This window comes from Streptomyces vulcanius (assembly GCF_042653945.1).
GTDB lineage: Bacteria > Actinomycetota > Actinomycetes > Streptomycetales > Streptomycetaceae > Streptomyces > Streptomyces mangrovi.
In genome coordinates this window covers 21,928-39,991 of record NZ_JBHSFK010000061.1, presented here as the reverse complement: position 1 = coordinate 39,991, position 18,064 = coordinate 21,928, and the positions used below count along the sequence as shown (strand labels likewise).

The window sequence follows — 18,064 nt, the reverse complement described above, 5'->3', positions numbered from 1 at the left end:
GAGTTCTTCTGACCGACCGAGCCAGCCGCCACCAGAGCATCGACTGGACGCCCTCCAGGAGGACCCCAGAGCCATATACCCTCTTGGGGTAGCCGAGCCGTGTACCACGTGACGTGGTACACCTGTTTTCCCAGGTCAGAGCAGGAATTTCGGGAGATCAAGAGCAGGCTGTACCACGTGCCATTTTCTACGTGGTACAGGCGTTTTCCCAGGTCAGGCAGGGTTTATATACCCCCTGAACCACTTGTACCAGGAAATGGAGACTAGATACACGCGCAGGGGGGATAAGAGAGCAGACTGGCGAACTGGGACTGGAACTGCCTGGATCCCCCCGAACACGTCCCCCATGTAAACGGCCAAAAATACGTGGTACTCGTGGTACATGGGCGGGAAACGCTGGTTGACCAGGCAAAACGTCGTACCACGTCGGTGCTCCCACGTGGTACACCCGATGCGGGAAAGAGCCTCGCGGTACAGATGTTCGCCCAGGTCAGACACGGTTTTCAGGGGTGTACCACGTCTCTTGGTACAGCTGGCAGCTCGATATACCCCCTGGCGACCAAGTCGAGGCGGACGACTTCCGCGCCGAGCCGTCATGCGGCTCCCAGGCGGCACAGCCGAGCCTCAGCGGGACCGGAAGCCGCATGGAACATCCTCGGCGTCCCGAGGCTCACAGAAGGCTGCTGACGCATCCTCCGGGCACGAGTCGGAACTCTGTCCGAGTCGTTCATTCATGAGGCCCTACTGGAAGCGAGGGGGCATTGGACTGACATTCGCTGCTCATTGCGAGTGATCCACGACAGCTGCTATCGTTGACGCCAGGTGATCGATGTTGCACTGGAACGTGAAAACAGAGAGGCCGGAGAGCATCCCCGTGGGAAGGGAGCTCTCCGGCCTCTTTGCATGTGCTGATGAGTTCGAGGCGTGGATGGCGCGAATCACCCAGGGGTGACCGTGCTCCAGCCTCGCTGGTATCCCGCATTGGGGGACTCGGGACTGCGGCTACGGGATCGTTCGTCTGCTTCGACGACGTAGAGGATCTCGTAGGAAATCGTGGTGTTGAGCCGGTTCTTGCTCCGGCTCTTCTTCATCGTGATCTTGCGGAAGCCGTAGACGGCCTCGGCGCGATCGAAGAACCGGCGCAGCCTCGAGTTCACGCGCTCACGGGCCTGTTCGGCCGTGACGCCCATGTCGGAGACGACGAAGACGTGCGTGTGACCGCGATCGAAGGTGGGCTTCTCACCAGTGTCGAGGTCCAGACGGATCTTCGCACGGCTGATGTCGAGCGTGTCGGGGCGGACGAGCTGTCCTCGTGAGTCGTACGTGCAGGTGCTGACGATAGCCATGATGAGATCCTCTCCTCTCCTGATGAGTTATGACTGAATGGTTACTTTCAGTCACACCCCCGGTGACCGGATCACCCCGGTCACCACGAGCATGCCCTCCGCACGAGGGACCGGCGGCTGAAAGGCCGCCAGGTCCCGCAGGGAGGGCACCATCGCTTTTCAGAAGAGGCTGAGTACCTCGATCACTGCATCGCGGACTCGCCTCCCAGGCCCTGGACTGCGCCTGGCGCAGTCCCGCCGGCGACCCGCCGGTAGAGCCCCGAGGCACAACCAGCAAAGGCCAGGTACAGGAACACCGCGGAAACGGGGTTCGCCAGAGCGCCGAGCGCCTGTGCGGGGACAAGGGCGGCAGCGAGGTTGAAGCCGAGGTGCAGGAGCACACAGGGCCACAGCACGCGCGTGCGTTCGTAGACCAGGTCCAGGAGCACCGCCAGTGGCAGGGTCGAGGCGAACTGCGCAGCGTTGCCGTGCAGCAGGCCGAACACCACGGCGGTGACCAGCGTCGAGGCAAGGATGCCCACCCGCTTGCGCAGCAACGGGTAGATCAGCCCTCGGAACAGGGCCTCCTCCCCCGCGGGAGCCGCAACCAGGGTGAGCAGCAGGGTCGCCATGGCCCCGGCTGCATGCCTCGTCTGGTTCGACGCGTCGAAGCCGGCGGAACCGACCGTGACGTAGATCCACAAGGCCAACGACTGGCCGGCGAGAAAGGCCAGGACCGCGCAGCCGAGGACGGTCCACCCGAAGCGTGGGATCTCCGGCCTCGGCTGCGGGGCCGGCGCATGCGCGAGCCACCGGGTCCGCTGGATCCTCACCGAACCGACCAGGACGACAACAAGCATGCCCAGGACGGCGGTCGCAACGATCGGCTCTCCGATGAGGAGGACTGCGACGGTGCCGAGACCGAGGTAGACCGCGACGACGGCGAACGGTACGAGGACGCACCACCCGATGCCGAGCAGACGCGAGGTGATCGGTGAAGTCGTCAAGGTCTCCTCCTCTACGGGTCTCAAGCGGCCGTGGTGATCTGCTCGTTGATGACGGCCTGGACGCGGGTGTCGCCACGGAAGGTGTTCAACTGCAGCGTCGCCGTGAAGCGCAGCGTCCCGAGCTCGGTGCGGCTGGCGCGCTGCACGAAGCCCCGGAGCATGTCGAACTTCTCCTCGGCGACGTTCCACCACAGGCAGGACAGCCCGGACCGGGTGACCAGACGCAGGTGCTGCGATTCGGATCCGATCCGGTCCACGCGCAGGCCCAGGGGCTCGATCGCGATCTCGACGACCGGAGCGGTGAAACCGTGCCCGAAGGGCTTGAGTCCCTCGGTCCGGCGCACCAGCTCGAACAACGGCTGCAGGTCCTCGAGGCCGGCGTCGCAGTCGGCGTCCGGGCCGAGCACGAGATCACCGTTCGAGCCATCGGTGCTGACGGCGAGCAGGGCGACCTGGGTGGCCTCCTGCAGCACGGCGACGAGGTCACCCAGCTTCTCGGCTTTCGCGACGCGGACGCCGCAGGCCTGCTGGTGCCCGATGGCGCTGAGACCGGCCTGCGGCTCCAGGCTGGTGATGATGTCGAACCAGCCCGGCGCGCGACCGGAGCCGCTGACGAAATCGCCGGGGCCGGCGGGACGGTTGACGACGACGACCGGGTGGCCGTTGAGCTCCATCATCCGGTTGGCCAGCAGCCCGTACATGCCCGGGTAGGCGTCCGAGAAGTACACCCACGGGGCCAACGGCTGGTCCCCGGTGGTGAGTTCTTCCATGTGTTCGATGACCAGCTGCTTGCGTAGCTCGTTGCTCTCGATCACCTGGTGGGCGGCCTTGAGCTTGACGTCGGCACCGGCGGCCGTGAACACCGCGAAGCACGGCTCAAGCGAGGCCCCCGTGCGGCGCGGGCTGTTCATTGCCGGGGCGAGGTAGAAGCCGAAGAAGCCCTCGTCGAGGTCGTCGACGTCGCGGATCTTGCCGATCTGCGCGAAGGCCTTGAGCACGATAGCGAAGCCCTCGAAGGCCCGGAGGAAGACCGGGTGGTGCGGCTCGGTGCGCAGTAGCTGCATCAGGATCGACTGCTCGACGTCGATGGCATCGGGATCAGCGTCGAACCCACCCCAGGAATTGGGGATCGTCTTCGGCGCGGCGACGCGCAGCAGGCGGGCGATCGAGATCGCATCGCGCACCAGCTGGCGGTTCTCGTACAGCACGGGCATGACGTCGGAGACGGTGCCCAGGCCGGCGAACAGACGCAGCAGGTGGATCTCCCAGAGCTTCTCGGGCCGGTGCACGCGGGCGTAGGCCCCGATCACCTGGTGGAGCACGTGCGCACCACAGATCCCGGTGCGGGCGTAGGTCTCGTCGATCCGGCACGGGTCGACGGTGATGTCCGCGGTCGAGCCCGGCGCGAGTTCCTCGTGGTGATCGGTCACCAGCGTCATCCAGCCCAGGGCACGCGCGGCGGCGATACCGCGGTGGGAGTTCACTCCCCCGTCGCAGGTGAGCAGGACCCGTGTGTCGGGCCACTTCGCGTGGATCTCGGCGATGTCCTCGGGCGCAAGGTCGTGACCGCGGCGGTAGTCGGGCAGATGCAGCTCGACGTCGAAGCCGAGCTCGGACAGGCCGGCGTAGCCGAGGACGCCGGAGGAGATGCCGTCCATGTCGAAGTCGGGGGCGATGGTGATCTTCTTGCCCGTGGTCCGGGCGTCATGAAGGGCCTCGACCATCTCGGCCAGGTCCAGGAGCTCGTCGTGCTCGGTGGACTCGATCTCCTTCAGGTACTGATCCGACCACCCCCTGCGCTGGCACAGCAGCTCGAAGAGGTCGGTGTCCTCGTCGGTGAGCGAATGGTCGTCGACGGTGTGGAGCATGGACATGATGGGGACCTCTCGATGGGGGTCGTTGGTCGGTGGAGAACGGGGTATGTGACACCCCTGATGTTGCTGTGATTTTAGCAGTGCCATTCACTTCTTCTGCTCTTTTAGCAGTGCTTCTGGGTATCATTCGGGCCCTCAAGGGCCACTTATCTCGAATGACCACGACAGACTTTCCAAGGTCCTTGCAAATCGGCTACTCTCGCCGGTATGGCCATTCGAAGCATTGTCGAGTCAGATCTCAGTGGGAAGCCGGATGCGGCTACCGTGACCTTCGGCCTGGGTGACACCTGGTACGAAGTCGACCTCACCGCTGAGGAGCAGAAAGGCCTTGAGGATGCGCTGAAGTCGTACCTGAAGGTCAGCCGGAAGGCCGGGAAGACAACGCCGGTCAAGAAGCCAGTCGTACCCGAGACCACTCCCGAGGAGCGCGACAAGATCCGCGAGTGGGCCGAGAAGGAGGGCTATGAGGTCGCGGAACGGGGACGCATCCCGAAGAAGGTCATGAAGGCCTATGACGAGGCACACGGCGTCGATCGGAGCAGGTAGCGCTGATCCTGGTGTTCGCCTCCCGGCCGACTCCCCCCATCCGTCCTTGAAGGGCCCTGCAGCACACCGCAGGGCCCTTCGTGCGTCTCAGAACGGCGGCAGCGACGGATGGATCACGGTGGCCGTCACGATCCCCGCGGCTTGCGCGCGAGACCTGCAGTGGATGGTGCCGTGCGAGAAGTGCCCCGGCGTATGCGGCATGAGCTGCTCCTGGTCTCGCTGCGGGCATCCGGGCTTCCGGCAGAGGTCGAGGAAGGCCGTACACAGCACCTGAGCCCCGGCCCCGCGGAAGACCTGGGCGGCGTCGACCATCTCCTGGTTGCGCTGGAAGCCGGCTGCTCCCCCGTGGGTCGACCAGTCGGCGGGGAAGGTGCGGATCTCGAAGCCGGCAGCCCGCCACAGTCGCTCGGCCATGGCGTCGGCACCCTTGGGGCAGTGCCCGGAGAGGAGCACCGGCCGGGTGACGTTCTTGGGACCCCAGTCGCGCCAGGCGTCGTTGAACGTCTCACGCATGCTCTTCTCGTCGTTCCAGCTGCGGGAACCGGTGACGAGGACGACGTGCGAGAACGATTCTGGAGTCATTTCAGCAATCATTCGAGTCTCCTCTCCTTGTGACTCGGCGGTCTCCACAGCTGGAGTCGAGAGCTGTGGGCAGGCGCGGCGGCCTGCATGTCGCTGACTCATACCGGCCGGCCGGCACCGGGCTCGATGATGGCCAGGTCCATCTCCCGGTGAAGCTCGACGCGGATCTGATCGTCGTTAAACATCGGCATGAGGTGGACGGTGTACAGCCCGTCATCGCTGCGGGAGACGTGCACGGTGACGACCGTGCCGTTCTCACCGTTGGTGAAGTCGACGTTGCCGATGTCCCCGGCTTCGCCGGAGCGCATCACCTCGGCGACGGCTTCGCTGTTCGGCTGCCACTACTTCGGCTCGCAGCGGGCTCCGGTGTCGTAGGGCGAGGTTTCGGGCTGGGACTGCGTCCTGGTGGCGCCTCTTTGTGGATTCGGGTGCGGGTGGCGACCATCGAGTGCGGACCCCGGTGGGGTCCGTGTGATCTCGATGTTCGACCCAGCTCCCGTGCCAGCTTTGCTGGCTGACGACTCGGAAGATCTTGCTGACGCGATCTGCTCCCGGATGGATCGCGTGGCGATCCGTCGCACGGGTCGTCACTTCCTGCTGAGCCTGGCGCTCAGCGCCAGGCGATCCACCACTGCTGCACCCTTATTGCTGTCCACATCTGTGGACAACTGCAGCGGGGCAGTGGTGGGGCTTCCTTTCTCAAGCGCAGCGCTGGGCATAGCCGGAGGGAGCGTCAGCGACCGACGGACCAGCGAGCGAAGCGAGCGGTGGAACCCGTCGGCTATGCCGACTAACACGTCCTCGGAGCGCAGCGGAGAGGCCGAGCGGAGCGAGGGTCCGCGGGACACGTGTTATCAGGTTCCCTTATGCCCTTTGCTTCCTTGTTCGTCGTCATCGCTGTTCCACGGCTGGAGCGTTAGCGGAAGCCTGGAACATCAGGGGAAACGGTCCGTACCCTCTGGTCCCATACCCCTCCCGTTCTTCCGCGCAGCGGGGGTACGGGTCTGGCTGTTTCGCCTGGTCATTGCATCTTCTGGCTGTACGGCTGTTTTGCCGTCCGTGATACGGCCGTACCCCATGCTGATCCGTCCTCGTGAGGCACGAGCGAGGCGGGGGTACGGGTCTGCTCCTGACGGGGCACAGCCCCGGTTCGTCACCCTGCTGCCGTCGGCGGCACACCCTTCGCCGCGCAGCGGATCCCTCCTCTCGCGACACCGTCGCTCCGGCTGTGGCTAACGCTCTGCTCCGTCGTTCGCTGCGGACGGCGCAGCCGGCCTTGCACCATCGCGCTGCGCTGGCTGCACCGGCTAAGGCGACCCTCCCGGAGGCCTCACAAGCCACTGTGATGCAGGTCACCCTGACACTTCCAAGATCTATTGACGTTTTCGGTGTCTGCCGGGCCTGAAGAGTGACGCTGTCACTCGATTTGGAGTCGGAGGACCCCATGCCCATGCCTTGCTCAGCGGAAGTGGCACTGACGGACGACGAGGTGCGCGCCCTGAACGGATTGCCCGGCGCGGACTTCGAGGTCGATGCCGAGCCGCTCGGTTGCGACTTCGGTGTACACGGGCCCGATGTGCAGCACACAGTGTGTGCGCAGATGCAGTACGAGCCCGGAGGACTCGTACTGTGGTGGCTGTTCTGGGACGACGAGGGCCGACGGGAGCTGCGGATCGCGCCGGGGTGTCAGAAGGTCGTCGTCTCTGACGCGTGTCTGCTCGTCGAGGACCACCCCGGCACCTGCAACCAGTCGATCGGCTTCACTCGCGAGGAGCTGGCAGCAGAGCTGCGGCGCCCGGACGCGGCAACTGGGTGAGAAGATCGCCGGCGTCAGGGAGCAGCAGCTCCAAGCTGGCGGCCACGGCCCCCACCCCCGCCTACCCATCGAGCGAGCCGATGGCGCCCCTGTGTCGGCCGCCGCAACAGCACTGCTCCGGTGGCCCGCCGCCGGCGGTTCCGGTCTCGCTCCGCCGACTGTCTGCGGCTGGTTCGCCGTGCCCGCTGGCGGACAGACAGGCTTTTCGGCTCCATGAAACAGCAATGAAACAGCGTCTCCCTCGCGTCTCCGAGGTGACTCATCGGGACACGCAGGAGGCCCGACTGAGACACGCATAAGACGCCCACCGCTGCCGCTGAGCCTCTCGGTGTCCCGCGCACGTCCTCACGGTGTCTCGCGCGCGCCCCGACAGTGCCGCACTGGCGTCGCACACAGAGCCTTCGGAGGACTCACCTGTACAGGGATGTCGGGTGGCGTCTCCCAGGAGACACGACCGGGACACCGCAGGGACGCCGTATGGACTCGGATGCGGCTCCCCCGAGACGGCGCCGTGACCCCAGGCGTCTCGCAGGTGTCCCGTGGGAGCCCTTGTTGCGTCGCATGTGGGGCTCAGAGGCGCATGGTGCCGGCGGCTTGCACGCGGTCGTCCCAGGCGGGAGCACTGCGGTGTCTCGCAGGCGTCCCTGCCAGCACTCGATAAGGACACCAATGGCGCCCCACTGGCGTATCGAATGGGACTTGCATTGGACTCGATAGGGACACTAGAGTGAACTCACGTCGATTCGCATTCGAGGGAGACGAGAAAGGCGGTGAGTCCATATGACAGAGCTAGAGACATCCGGCGAACGACCGGATGAAGTGCAGGAGCGAGTGCCAGGGTGAGGTGAGTGCAATGACGAATCAGTCGGGTGAACCTCGCAAGGTCCGCTGGACCGTGCCCGCTGCCGATACCTCGGTGATCGAGTGGCTCAATGAGCAGGCGGACATCTCGCAGTCGATTCGACTGCTCATTCGGGAGTCCATTCAGCGCGACGGGTACATCGACGTCTTCTACAAGCCCGTCGATCAGCTGCCGCGTCGCGGCCGGCCGCCGCTGGAGAGCACCGAGCAGCACGAGGACGACGAGGCCACAACCGATCGCCGCCCGGCCGCCCGGCCGGTTCAGCCGCAGCCGCAGCCCGTGGTCACCGACCAGGCCGACGCCGTCGTCGAGAAGACAGCACCAGCGCCGGTAGCCCAGCCCGAGCCGGTTCCCGCACCGGTTGAGACGGCCGAGGAGCCCGCGGCAAGCGCCCCCAGCGCACCGCCGGAGCCGCCGAAGCAGGCGTCCATCGACGAAATCATGGCGAGTACTCGGCGCTGAGTGACGCGGTGAATTTCATTTTCCAGGCAGACAACACAGACACCGAGGGACCGAATTCATGAGCGCCAACAGCAACGACACCATCACTCTTACCGGCGGCATCGACGTCGGCAACGGCTACGTCAAGGGCGTCATCCAGAACACGAAGCAGGGGATTTTCGACGAGATCGATCTGCCCAGCGCGGTCGTCTCGACTTCCCGCACCTCGCCGAAGGTGCCGCTCCCCGACGCGGATGCGGCCTCCGTGCTGGCCGGCGACTTCTACAACCAGATCGACTGCTCGCTCACCACTCCCCTGGTGGCGGCGTCGGACCGCCGGATCTTCGGCCGCGCAGCGCTGTCTGTGCGTGGCTCGAAGTTCACCGAGTTCGAGGTGTTGGGTAAGCACTCCAAGGCCGATCAGGAGCTGAGCAAGGTTCTGGTCCTGGGTGTCTTCGCCGCGAAGGCCCTGCGCGACTACGTCCGCGAGAACGGTGCGCTGCCCGATCACGAGCTGCGCGTGCAGGTGCGCGCCGGCCTGGCGTTGCCGATCTCTGAGTTCGTCGCGCGTCGCCACGCCTACGCCGCCGAGTTCATCGGTCTGCTGGGCAGCGCGGATCCGACGGTGCACCTGGTGACGATCAAGAACTTCAGCACTCCCGTCTCGGTGCGTCTGCAGTTCGTCGACGTCCAGGTGATGGCCGAGGGTGCCTCCGCGCAGTTCGCCATCACCGACAAGGGCGAGCCGCTCGCACAGGCCCTGCTCGATGATCTGCGCGCCCGTGACGCGTCCCTCGTGGAAGGTGTCTCTGCCTCCGATCTGGTGGCGGTGCAGAACACCATCGGCGTCGATGTCGGCGAGGGCACCGTGAACTTCCCGGTCTTCACCGACGGCCGGTTCAACCCCGAGGCGGCCGACACCCTCGACGAGGGCTACGGCACCGCGCTGATGAACGCCATGGAGCGCATGAGCGAGTCGGACGCCACGCTGCTGTTCTCCTCGCGCAAGCAGCTGGCCGACTTCCTCCACGCGGAGCCGTCGGTGCTGGTGAAGAACCGTCACCAGCGCGCCGCCGGCTTCGTCGAGGACGAGGCCAGCTACCTGGTCGACGAGATCGCCTCCTCCTTCGGTGACGTCCTCTCCCAGGCCGGCGCGACGACCGAGGTCGTCTACGTCTACGGCGGTGGCTCGGGCCCGATCAAGCACCTGCTGCACCCGGCGCTGCTGAAGGCCGCCGGCGATGTGCCCGTGCTCTACCTCGACTCGAGCTACTCGCGGCACCTGAACCGCGAGGGCCTGTACATCGCGGCACGCCACGTCGAGCAGCAGGCCCTCGCCGCGAAGCCCGCGGGCAAGCGCAGTAACGAGGTGGCCTGATGTGTGAGGCACTGGATGCGACCTCGAAGGCCGAGGCCGGGAAAAACCGGCGACCTCGTGCTCGGCGAGCCCGGGACGTTCATACGCCCCGCCGAGGGAGGGCGAGGGCGCCGAGTTCGGTCGCCGGCGCGCGCTGGCTCGCTCGGGCGCTCAAGGAGGTCGGGCAGCGGCGCTGCACCACGGTGGCTGCCACAAGTACGCGCGAACCATCGGCCCGCATCGCACGCGGCTCCGGCTCGCTGGGCCCGCTCTGCCCGGGACGTACCAGTTCATCCGCCACTCCGGGAAACGCGGCTTCGACCGCGACGCTGCCGAGACCGTGACCTTCGCTCACGTTGAGCGCATCGCCTGACTGCAAGACGGGAGAACTGAGCATGGAAATCAGCAAGCTCACATCCGCGGCCGTTGAAGCCCTCCAGCACCGTGAATCCACCGGTAAGGCCGTCACCTCCGTCACGGTCGAACCGACCAGGGACGACTCGGGCTGGATCAGCTACGAGGACACCGCCCTCGTCACCCACCACGATGGCGAGACCCAGACTCTCAACATCCGCGACACCGCGCTCTCTGCCGCCCTGGAGCAGCACGCGGACGACGAAGCCGAACTCGGGTCCGTGCCGACCGTGGTCATCCCAGTCCCGCTCCCCGACGTCACCCCGAACAACCGGGTCCGTTGTGAGGAGCATTCCGGCGTGCACATCGAGACCGTCCCGTGCCGGTGGCCGCACAACGTCACCGCCGACGGGGACTGGCCGCAGGTTGGTCATCCCTACCTCGTCACCGACTGACTACCGCCGGCACAATCCAATGCACCATCCACGCCCGGGAGAAGAGACGTGATCACGGAACCCGCCTTTGACGAACTGGGCACGGATGAGCTGCACGTCTTGATGACTGAGGCCATCCGCGAACTGCCCGAGACGAACCCGGTGCGCAGGCTCTGGGAGCGCTTGGACGAGATCCTTACCGCAGGTGGCATCGAGTGCTTGCCGGCTCCCTGGGACGGGTACAGCGAACCGGAGGGCGAGGAGCGCGATCCCGCCGCCAACAACGGCTGTCTCCGCTCTGTTGTCACCGATGGGGTTGGCGCTGCCATCCGTAGTGTTCACCAGCGCGGTTACGAGGTTGCCCTGCCCCTGGAACTCCTGGAGTTCCTCACCGGCGGCGCCGAGACCGCCGCTGCGGGTGAGCCCGGGGCACTCCCTGGGGATGACTTCGAGGTCGTCAACTCCGCGCTCAGCGACAACTGCCAGGTGGCCGAGGGGCTACGGTGCACGAAGTGCGGCGCCATCACCACCCAGGCTGGACACTAGTCGACGCCCAAGACCCGAACGCAGGGGACGGAAGGCCGGCCCTGTACGTCGTTGTCCGAGCGTGGCGGAGCCGGTGGACCAGTCGGTAGGTGAGGCGGCGGCAGCCAACAGCCAGGCGGTTGGACCGCTCGATCCTCCACCAGTGCCGGCAGAGGCGCTCGGAGGACTCGATACCCGGGCGGGCGATCAAGACGCCGCGTGCAGTCCACCCCAGGGAGCAGGCACATTCCGGGGTGACCCTGGACGACCGAAGCATGATAATGCAGATATATGACCTGTTTGCCTGAATGTGTGAGGCCGGGGCGTCACACGATGGAAAGCGGCGAAGATCGCCGCGAGAGCGAGATGGGCAACCATGGAGGGACGCATGTCCACCGACAAGGTGCCGGGGCCGTCCGCACACGTCTTCGACGAGGCGCTCAATGCGAACGTCACCATCGACGAGCACGGTATCGTGACCGGGTGGAATGCGGGGGCCGAGGCATTGCTGGGGTATGCGCCCGCGCAGCTCGTGGGACGGCCCGCCGCCGGTCTACTGGCTGAGGGGATCGACGAGCGGGAGCTGCGGTCCCTCGCGGGGCTGCCCAGGTGGAACGGGCGGATCGCCCTGCGGCACCGCGACGGCCACCGCCTGGAGGCCAGGGTCCTGGCGCACAGACGGGCGCCGGAGGGCGGGCGGCTCGAATGGTTCCTGGTCTGCGCACTGACCGGGCTGGAGCCCCGGGCCGAGGACGACGCTCTCGTGAACCGGCACCACGAGCAGGTCGCGGGTTGCCAAATGGCAGTGTTCGACACCGGGCGGGGCCTGCGCCGGGCCAACCAGGCCTGGCTTCGTTCCCTGGGCCTCACCGAGGACGACGTGCGCGGGCTGCAACCTTCGGAGGCCCTGGACCATCCGGTGGTGACCAGGCTGGAGCGGTTCATGCTGCGGGCGCTGCAGAGCGGTGAGCCGCAGGCCGTGGAGAGCTACATGACCGTCCCCGGCGAGAGCCGCGAGCACGCCTGGTTGCTCTTCCTCACCCCGCTGAGGGACGAGGACGGCCGTGTCCGGGGCGTGGGTGCGGCCGCTCATGACATAACCGAGCAGTACTGGGCCCGAAAGCGGCTGGTGCTGCTGGCGGATGCCAGTGCGCGTGTCGGCAGCACCCTGGACGTGACGCGGACGGCTCAGGAACTGGCGGATGTGGCCGTCCCGGAATTCGCCGACTTCGTCAGCGTCGACCTGCTCGCCTCCCTCGACGGCGTACATGAGCCGCCGCAGGGAAGGAGCGCGCCGCGCGGCCCGCTCTCACTGCGGCGTGTCGCCCACCGCTCCGTGAACCCGGGTACCCCCGAGGCGGTCGTCGCTCCGGGCCAGGTGGACGACTATCCGGAAGGCTCCCCGCCGGTCGAGAGCCTCAGGTCGGGACAGGCCCGACTGCACCACGCGACCGACCCCGCCATCACCGAATGGACGGTCCGCGATCGGGTCCGGGCCGCCACGGTCCGCGAATTCGGCATGCACTCGGCGATAACCGTGCCCCTGACCGCCCGCGGCGCCACCCTGGGCGTCGTGGTCTTCGTCCGCCACCAGCACCCCGAGGTGTTCCGTGAGGACGACCTGGTGCTGGCCGAGGAACTGGCCGCCAGGGCGGCCGTCTGCATCGACAACGCCCGGCGCTACAACCGCGAACGCGCCACCGCCGTCACCCTGCAGCGCAGCCTGCTGCCCCAGGCACTGCCGGTGCAGGCCGCGGTGGAGGTCGCCTCCCGCTATCTGCCGGCCGGCGCCCGGGCCGGGGTGGGCGGGGACTGGTTCGACGTCATCCCGCTGTCCGGCGCCAGAGTCGCGCTCGTCGTCGGCGATGTCGTCGGCCACGGCATCCACGCCTCCGCCACCATGGGGCGGCTGCGCACTGCTGTGCTCACCCTCGCCGACATGGACCTGGCCCCCGACGAACTGCTCACCCACCTCGATGACCTCGTCGCCCGCCTGTCCGCTGAACCACAGGACGCCCCCCGGCCGGGCCTCGGGGCCGAGACGACCGGAGATGTCGGCGCGACCTGCTTGTACGCCGTATACGACCCGGTGTCCCGCCACTGCACCATCGCCCTCGCCGGCCACCCGGCACCCGTCCTGGTCACCCCCGACGGCACCGCGAAACTCCTCGACCTTCCTGTCGGCCCCCCGCTCGGCCTGGGCGGACTCCCCTTCGAAGCCACCGACATCGAACTGCCCGAAGGCAGCCTCCTCGCCCTCTACACCGACGGACTGATCGAATCCCGCGAGCGCGACACGGACACCGGCCTGTCCCTGCTCCGCCAGACCCTCGCCCAGCCCTCCACACCTCTGGACACCCTGTGCGACGCCGTTCTGGCCGCCCTGCTACCCGACCGTCCGACCGACGACATCGCCCTGCTCATCGCCCGCACCAAAGCGCTGGACACCGGCCGGGTCGCCACCTGGGACATACCCGCCGACCCGGTCGCCGTCGCCCCAGCCCGCAAGGAAGCCACCGCCCAACTGGATGCCTGGGGACTGGACGACGTCGGCTTCGTCACCGAACTGGTCGTCAGCGAACTCGTCACCAACGCCATCCGCTACGGCGCCCCACCCATACAGCTGCGCCTGATCCACGACCGGAACCTCATCTGCGAAGTCTCCGACGCCAGCGGCACCGCCCCCCACATGCGCCGCGCCCGCACCTTCGACGAAGGCGGCCGCGGCCTGCTCCTGGTCGCCCAGCTCACAGCGGCCTGGGGCACCCGCCAAACCACCCAGGGCAAAACCATCTGGGCGCAACAGACCCTCCCCGCCAACCTTTCCGACAACTTCACTACCCTCCTCCTTCACCATCGCTGACATCCCCGAGATGCGTCGGAGCATGGACATCCTGGACCTCAGCGACGAAGAGCTGAGCCAGGGCGGGGCCTTCGACATCGAGGAACGGACGGTGCCGGGTCCACAGGGCGCCCCCGACATCTCGCTGCTGATCTGCCGCCCGGCGGCGTCAACCGGTGGCCGGCCGGTCATCTACCACACCCACGGCGGCGGGATGATCCTCGGCAACAACCGGTTCGCCGTGGCCATGGCCCTGGACTGGGCGCGGGAACTGGACGCGGTCGTGGTGTCCGTGGAGTACCGTCTGGTGCCCGAGCACCCGTACCCGGCGCCGGTCGAGGACGTCTACGCCGGTCTGCTGTTGACGGCCGAGTACGCCAAGGAGATCGGCGGCGATCCCGCGCGGATCGTCATCGAGGGTGTCAGCTCGGGCGGCGGTCTGAGGGCCGCGCTGGCCCTGCTGACCCGCGACCGCCAGGGCCCGCGGCCGATCGGGCAGCTGCTGCTGTGCCCGATGCTGGACGACCGCAACGACACCCCGTCCGCGCACCAGATGGCGGGCCTCGGCATCTGGGACCGCACGTCCAACGAGACGGGTGGACCGCGCTGCTGGGCGACCGGCGCGGCGGCCCGGACGTGTCCCCGTATGCGGCCCCTGCCCGCGCCGAGGACCTGGCCGGGCTGCCCCCGCCTTCCTCGACGTCGGCTCCGCGGAGACCTTCCGGGACGAGACCGTCGCCTACGCCTCAGGGACTGGCAGGCCGGCGGGGTCGCCGAACTCCATGTGTGGCCCGGCGGCTTCCACGGCTACGAGGGCTTCGCCCCGCAGGCCACACTCTCCGAGGCCAGGGTCGCCGCCCGGCTGGCCTGGCTGCGCAGGCTTCTCGGCGAGTGACGTCGCGCATCGCGCGGCATTGGACGGACGACGGGAGGAGTCTTCCAGAACAGGCACGGGCATCGGCCGACCAGAACGTGAGGCCGCGGTTGCGGGGGCGGGGCGGCACGCACCGCCGACCCGCCCGCTCCGGATGGCGTTGCGCGTGATGAGCGGCTGCCGAATGACCAAATAGCGGACGACGATGCAGGTGCTCACCAGGACGTGCCGGGCAGCACCCCGGTCGCCCTTGCCCCAGGGTGCTGTCACGCCTCGGCTCACCGGCGCCGGTCAAAAGCCACACATCGGGAACGTCGGCCGCTCCGTACCGTCCGAAATTCAGCGGATGAGATACAGGGCAGGACCAGAGGTCAGTAAATGGCGTTTACTGGTTGGTGAACCTCGTAAACCATGCTGTACCGGAACGGAGACCCAGGAGGGCGGTTTTGGACACGGCGAGCCCGCACCCGGAGACTGGCAGGGCCACGCGGGACAGGAGGGGCGAGTCGACGATGGGTGCTTCACAGGGCACTGCGAAGCGGATGCCGAACCGCTGGGGAGAGGGGCAGCGGTTGCGCCAGGAGATCCTGGACGCGGCGGGCCGCCTTCTGGAGGAAGCGGGGCGGCCGGAGGGTATCTCGCTGCGTGCCGTCGCCCGTGAGGCCGGGGTGACGGCCCCGGCGATCTACAAGCACTTCAGGGACAAGGACGAGCTGATGTGGACGCTGCTCGACGGCGTCTACGCCGCGATGGCCGACAGGCTGCGCGCCGCACGCGGGTCAGCGCCTGCCGAGGATGCCTGGGCCGGCCTGCGTGCCGTCGTCGACGCGTACTGCGGCTTCGCAGTCGACGAACCGCGCCGCTACGAGCTGGCGTTCCTCACCGGCCCGTCGCTTCCCCCACCGCCGGAGTCCGTCGGCCACCCCATGGAACGTTTACTGGACGCCTGGTGCGAGGCCACGGTGCCGTATCTGAGCGAGGCCGGAGCAGGTGTGGGCGGTCACCTGGACGCGCGGCTGGCGGCCAAGTTGCTGTGGAGCGGGCTGCACGGTCAGTTCGGCCTGTGGAGGAACGTCTCCGAAGTCAGCGACGCGTCCGAGCTAGACGAGTTGCGCGATGCCCTGCTGTTCTCGTTGTTCGGACGTACCTGACCGTGCGTGAGGGGGCGGCAGGCGGCACCGGACTCGACGTCGGCGGCCGTTGCCTTCCCCGCTGTCATGCCGCGCGGTGGTGGACGGGCTCGCTCAGAGCGCTGCCCGGCCTCCGTCCACGGGAATGACGGCGCCGTTGACGTTGTCGGCCGCGTCGGAGGCAAGGAAGAGCGCCACCGAGGCGATCTGTCCGGCCTCGGCCACACCGATGGTCATGCCGACGGCGCCGTGCTTGGCGGCGGTGTAGGCGATGCCGCCCACACCGCCGCGCAGGCCCGCTTCGGAGGCGATGTTGATGACGACGCCACGCTGTTGCCGAAGCATGTGCGGGAGCATGGCGCGGGTGAGCAGGAAGGGCGCGGTGAGGCTGATCCTGACGACGCGTTCCCACTCCTCGTCGCCGACCCGTGCGGGCGGGGTCTTGCTGTCGGTCACCCCGGCGTTGTTCACGAGGATGTCGGTGCCGCCGAAACGCCCGTCGGTCACGGCGACGAGGCGGGCGATGACGGTGCTGTCGCTGAGGTCGCCGACCACGGCGAGGGCCGTCCCGCCCTCCTTCTCGATCTCGGCGACGGTCTGTTCGGCGCCCTCGGCGTCGAGGTCCGCCACCACGACGACGGCTCCGGCGTCGGCGAACAGCCTGGCGGTGGCGCGGCCGATGCCGGAGGCGGCGCCGGTGATCACGGCGGTGCGGCCGTCGAGGCCGGTGAGGGGAGACATGGGTGACCTACCAGGCGACCGGGAGGGTGTTGATGCCGTAGACGAAGGTGTTCTGTTTGAAGTCGATTTCCTCCAGAGGAACGGTGATGCACAGCTTCGGCAACCGCCGGAAGATCTCCGGGAGGACGATCTGGAGTTCGGCGCGGGCCAGGGGCTTGCCCAGGCACTGGTGGATACCGTAGCCGAAGGCCACGTGCCTGCGGGCCGTGGCGCGGGCCAGGTCGAGGCGGTCGGGGTCGCCGAAGATCTCCGGGTCGCGGTTGGCCAGACCGAGGGGCACGACCACGCCGTCTCCGGGCTGGAGGGCGACCCCGGCGATCTCCACCTCCTTGACGCGGAGCGGCGTAGCCCTCCATGGACGATGGTGAGGTACCGCAGCAGCAGTTCCTCGACGGCGTTGGCCGCCTCCTGGGGACCAGCCAGCAGGGCCGGTATCTGATCCGGGTTGTGCAGCAGGGCGACGGCACTGAGGGCGATCATGTTCGCTGTGGTCTCGTGCCCGGCGAAAAGGACGAACGCGGCCAGGTCGGCGGCGTCACGGGCGCTGATGGCCCCGCTGTCCACCTGTTCGGCCAGCCGCGTCACCACATCGTCGCCGGGTTCGGCGCGCTTGCGTGCGACGAGCTTGTCGAGGTACTCACCGAGCTCCTGTTGGGCCTGCACGACGTCCTCGAGGCCGGCGGAGAGGTCGACGAAGACCTTGGCACGCCGCTGGAAGAAGTCGTGGTCCTCGTACGGGACGCCGAGCAGGTCGCAGATCACCAGCGAGGGCAGGGGCAGGGCGAACTGTTCCACCAGGTCGGCGGACGGTCCTTGCCCGGTCATCTCGTCCAGCAGCTCCACGGTCAGGCGCTCGATCCCGGGCCGCATCGCGTTGATGCGCTTGACCATGAACTCCCGGGTGAGCGCCTTGCGCATATGGGAGTGCACCGGTTCGTCGTAGTTCTTGAAGAAGCCGCGCGGGCCTTGCGGCTGCCCCTCCCGCCAGCCGGGGAAGGCCGGCATCCCCGGACGGGGGCTGGGGTCGGCGCTGAAGGCGCCGCTGCCCAGGACCGCGCGGGCGTCCTCGTAGCGGGTGACGAGATAGGGGTGGAGCCTGCCGTCGTGGATGGTGACGGGGCAGAAGCGCTGCTCGGCGCGGCGCTGAAGGTGAGACGGGGGCGGGTCCAGTGGTGCGGTGGCGGGGCGGTCGATGGTGAAGCCGGCCGGGTCGGTTCTGTGCACGGGCTGTCCTTCGGCGACGGGACGTGGTGACGACGGTGGGCGCTTCTGTCGGGCGGCTGCGGACGCGCCTGTGGCCTCGTTCCAGGTGTGGCCTGCGGCCAGAGCGGCCCGCCAGGGCGGAGGGCCTTGG

The 18,064-nt window shown here is 67.7% G+C and carries 17 protein-coding genes; 10 read left to right on the top strand and 7 right to left on the bottom strand.

Annotated features, from left to right (window positions below):
• Positions 1-938: 938 nt before the first annotated feature.
• From ACFPIH_RS51760 to ACFPIH_RS51750, 3 genes are all read right to left on the bottom strand, one after another.
• Positions 939-1,346 (bottom strand): hypothetical protein, encoded by a 408-nt coding sequence (locus ACFPIH_RS51760; RefSeq protein ID WP_381186546.1) that lies wholly within the window; start codon positions 1,344-1,346, stop codon positions 939-941.
• Positions 1,347-1,528: 182 nt separating this feature from the next.
• Entirely contained in the window at positions 1,529-2,332 is an 804-nt protein-coding gene (locus ACFPIH_RS51755; RefSeq protein WP_381186549.1) for a CPBP family intramembrane glutamic endopeptidase, read from the bottom strand.
• 20 nt (positions 2,333-2,352) lie between these two features.
• Positions 2,353-4,206 carry a DHH family phosphoesterase gene (locus ACFPIH_RS51750; protein ID WP_381186552.1) on the bottom strand — a complete coding sequence of 618 codons (1,854 nt, stop codon included), beginning with the start codon at positions 4,204-4,206 and terminating at the stop codon, positions 2,353-2,355.
• A gap of 207 nt (positions 4,207-4,413) precedes the next feature.
• Between ACFPIH_RS51750 and ACFPIH_RS51745 the strand changes: the two genes are divergently transcribed.
• Positions 4,414-4,752, top strand: coding sequence for a histone-like nucleoid-structuring protein Lsr2 (locus ACFPIH_RS51745; RefSeq protein ID WP_381186555.1), 339 nt, complete (start codon positions 4,414-4,416; stop codon positions 4,750-4,752).
• Positions 4,753-4,839: 87 nt separating this feature from the next.
• Here the strand turns inward: ACFPIH_RS51745 and ACFPIH_RS51740 are convergent, their stop codons facing one another.
• A complete protein-coding gene (locus ACFPIH_RS51740; RefSeq protein WP_381186558.1) occupies positions 4,840-5,334 on the bottom strand; it encodes an SLOG family protein in 495 nt (164 codons plus the stop codon).
• Positions 5,335-5,432: 98 nt separating this feature from the next.
• Positions 5,433-5,642 carry a hypothetical protein gene (locus tag ACFPIH_RS51735; protein WP_381186560.1) on the bottom strand — a complete coding sequence of 70 codons (210 nt, stop codon included), beginning with the start codon at positions 5,640-5,642 and terminating at the stop codon, positions 5,433-5,435.
• A 1,142-nt stretch (positions 5,643-6,784) separates the two neighbouring features.
• Between ACFPIH_RS51735 and ACFPIH_RS51730 the strand changes: the two genes are divergently transcribed.
• The 8 genes from ACFPIH_RS51730 to ACFPIH_RS51695 all read left to right on the top strand — a co-directional run bounded on the left by ACFPIH_RS51730 (position 6,785) and on the right by ACFPIH_RS51695 (position 15,990).
• Complete coding sequence (locus ACFPIH_RS51730) at positions 6,785-7,150, top strand: hypothetical protein (RefSeq protein ID WP_381186562.1); 366 nt, start codon at positions 6,785-6,787, stop codon at positions 7,148-7,150.
• 853 nt (positions 7,151-8,003) lie between these two features.
• Positions 8,004-8,474 carry a hypothetical protein gene (locus tag ACFPIH_RS51725; RefSeq protein ID WP_381186565.1) on the top strand — a complete coding sequence of 157 codons (471 nt, stop codon included), beginning with the start codon at positions 8,004-8,006 and terminating at the stop codon, positions 8,472-8,474.
• Positions 8,475-8,532: 58 nt separating this feature from the next.
• A complete protein-coding gene (locus ACFPIH_RS51720; RefSeq protein ID WP_381186567.1) occupies positions 8,533-9,831 on the top strand; it encodes a hypothetical protein in 1,299 nt (432 codons plus the stop codon).
• 374 nt (positions 9,832-10,205) lie between these two features.
• On the top strand, positions 10,206-10,619 hold the full coding sequence (locus ACFPIH_RS51715; RefSeq protein ID WP_381186569.1) for a hypothetical protein: 414 nt from the start codon (positions 10,206-10,208) through the stop codon (positions 10,617-10,619).
• A gap of 48 nt (positions 10,620-10,667) precedes the next feature.
• Positions 10,668-11,144 (top strand): hypothetical protein, encoded by a 477-nt coding sequence (locus tag ACFPIH_RS51710; protein ID WP_381186572.1) that lies wholly within the window; start codon positions 10,668-10,670, stop codon positions 11,142-11,144.
• A 367-nt stretch (positions 11,145-11,511) separates the two neighbouring features.
• A complete protein-coding gene (locus tag ACFPIH_RS51705; RefSeq protein WP_381186575.1) occupies positions 11,512-13,986 on the top strand; it encodes a SpoIIE family protein phosphatase in 2,475 nt (824 codons plus the stop codon).
• 22 nt (positions 13,987-14,008) lie between these two features.
• Entirely contained in the window at positions 14,009-14,860 is an 852-nt protein-coding gene (locus ACFPIH_RS51700) for an alpha/beta hydrolase (protein ID WP_381186578.1), read from the top strand.
• Positions 14,861-15,351: 491 nt separating this feature from the next.
• Positions 15,352-15,990: a TetR/AcrR family transcriptional regulator gene (locus tag ACFPIH_RS51695; RefSeq protein ID WP_381186581.1), complete on the top strand. Its 639-nt coding sequence runs from the start codon at positions 15,352-15,354 to the stop codon at positions 15,988-15,990.
• A gap of 93 nt (positions 15,991-16,083) precedes the next feature.
• On the opposite strand, the gene ACFPIH_RS51690 is transcribed toward ACFPIH_RS51695, so the two are convergent.
• The gene (locus ACFPIH_RS51690) at positions 16,084-16,710 is read right to left on the bottom strand and encodes an SDR family NAD(P)-dependent oxidoreductase (protein WP_381186647.1); all 627 of its coding nucleotides are present in this window, start codon (positions 16,708-16,710) and stop codon (positions 16,084-16,086) included.
• 7 nt (positions 16,711-16,717) lie between these two features.
• On the bottom strand, positions 16,718-17,035 hold the full coding sequence (locus ACFPIH_RS51685; protein ID WP_381186584.1) for a cytochrome P450: 318 nt from the start codon (positions 17,033-17,035) through the stop codon (positions 16,718-16,720).
• 29 nt (positions 17,036-17,064) lie between these two features.
• On the opposite strand from ACFPIH_RS51685, the gene ACFPIH_RS51680 reads away from it, so the two are divergent.
• Positions 17,065-17,964: a hypothetical protein gene (locus ACFPIH_RS51680; protein WP_381186587.1), complete on the top strand. Its 900-nt coding sequence runs from the start codon at positions 17,065-17,067 to the stop codon at positions 17,962-17,964.
• Positions 17,965-18,064: the final 100 nt, after the last annotated feature.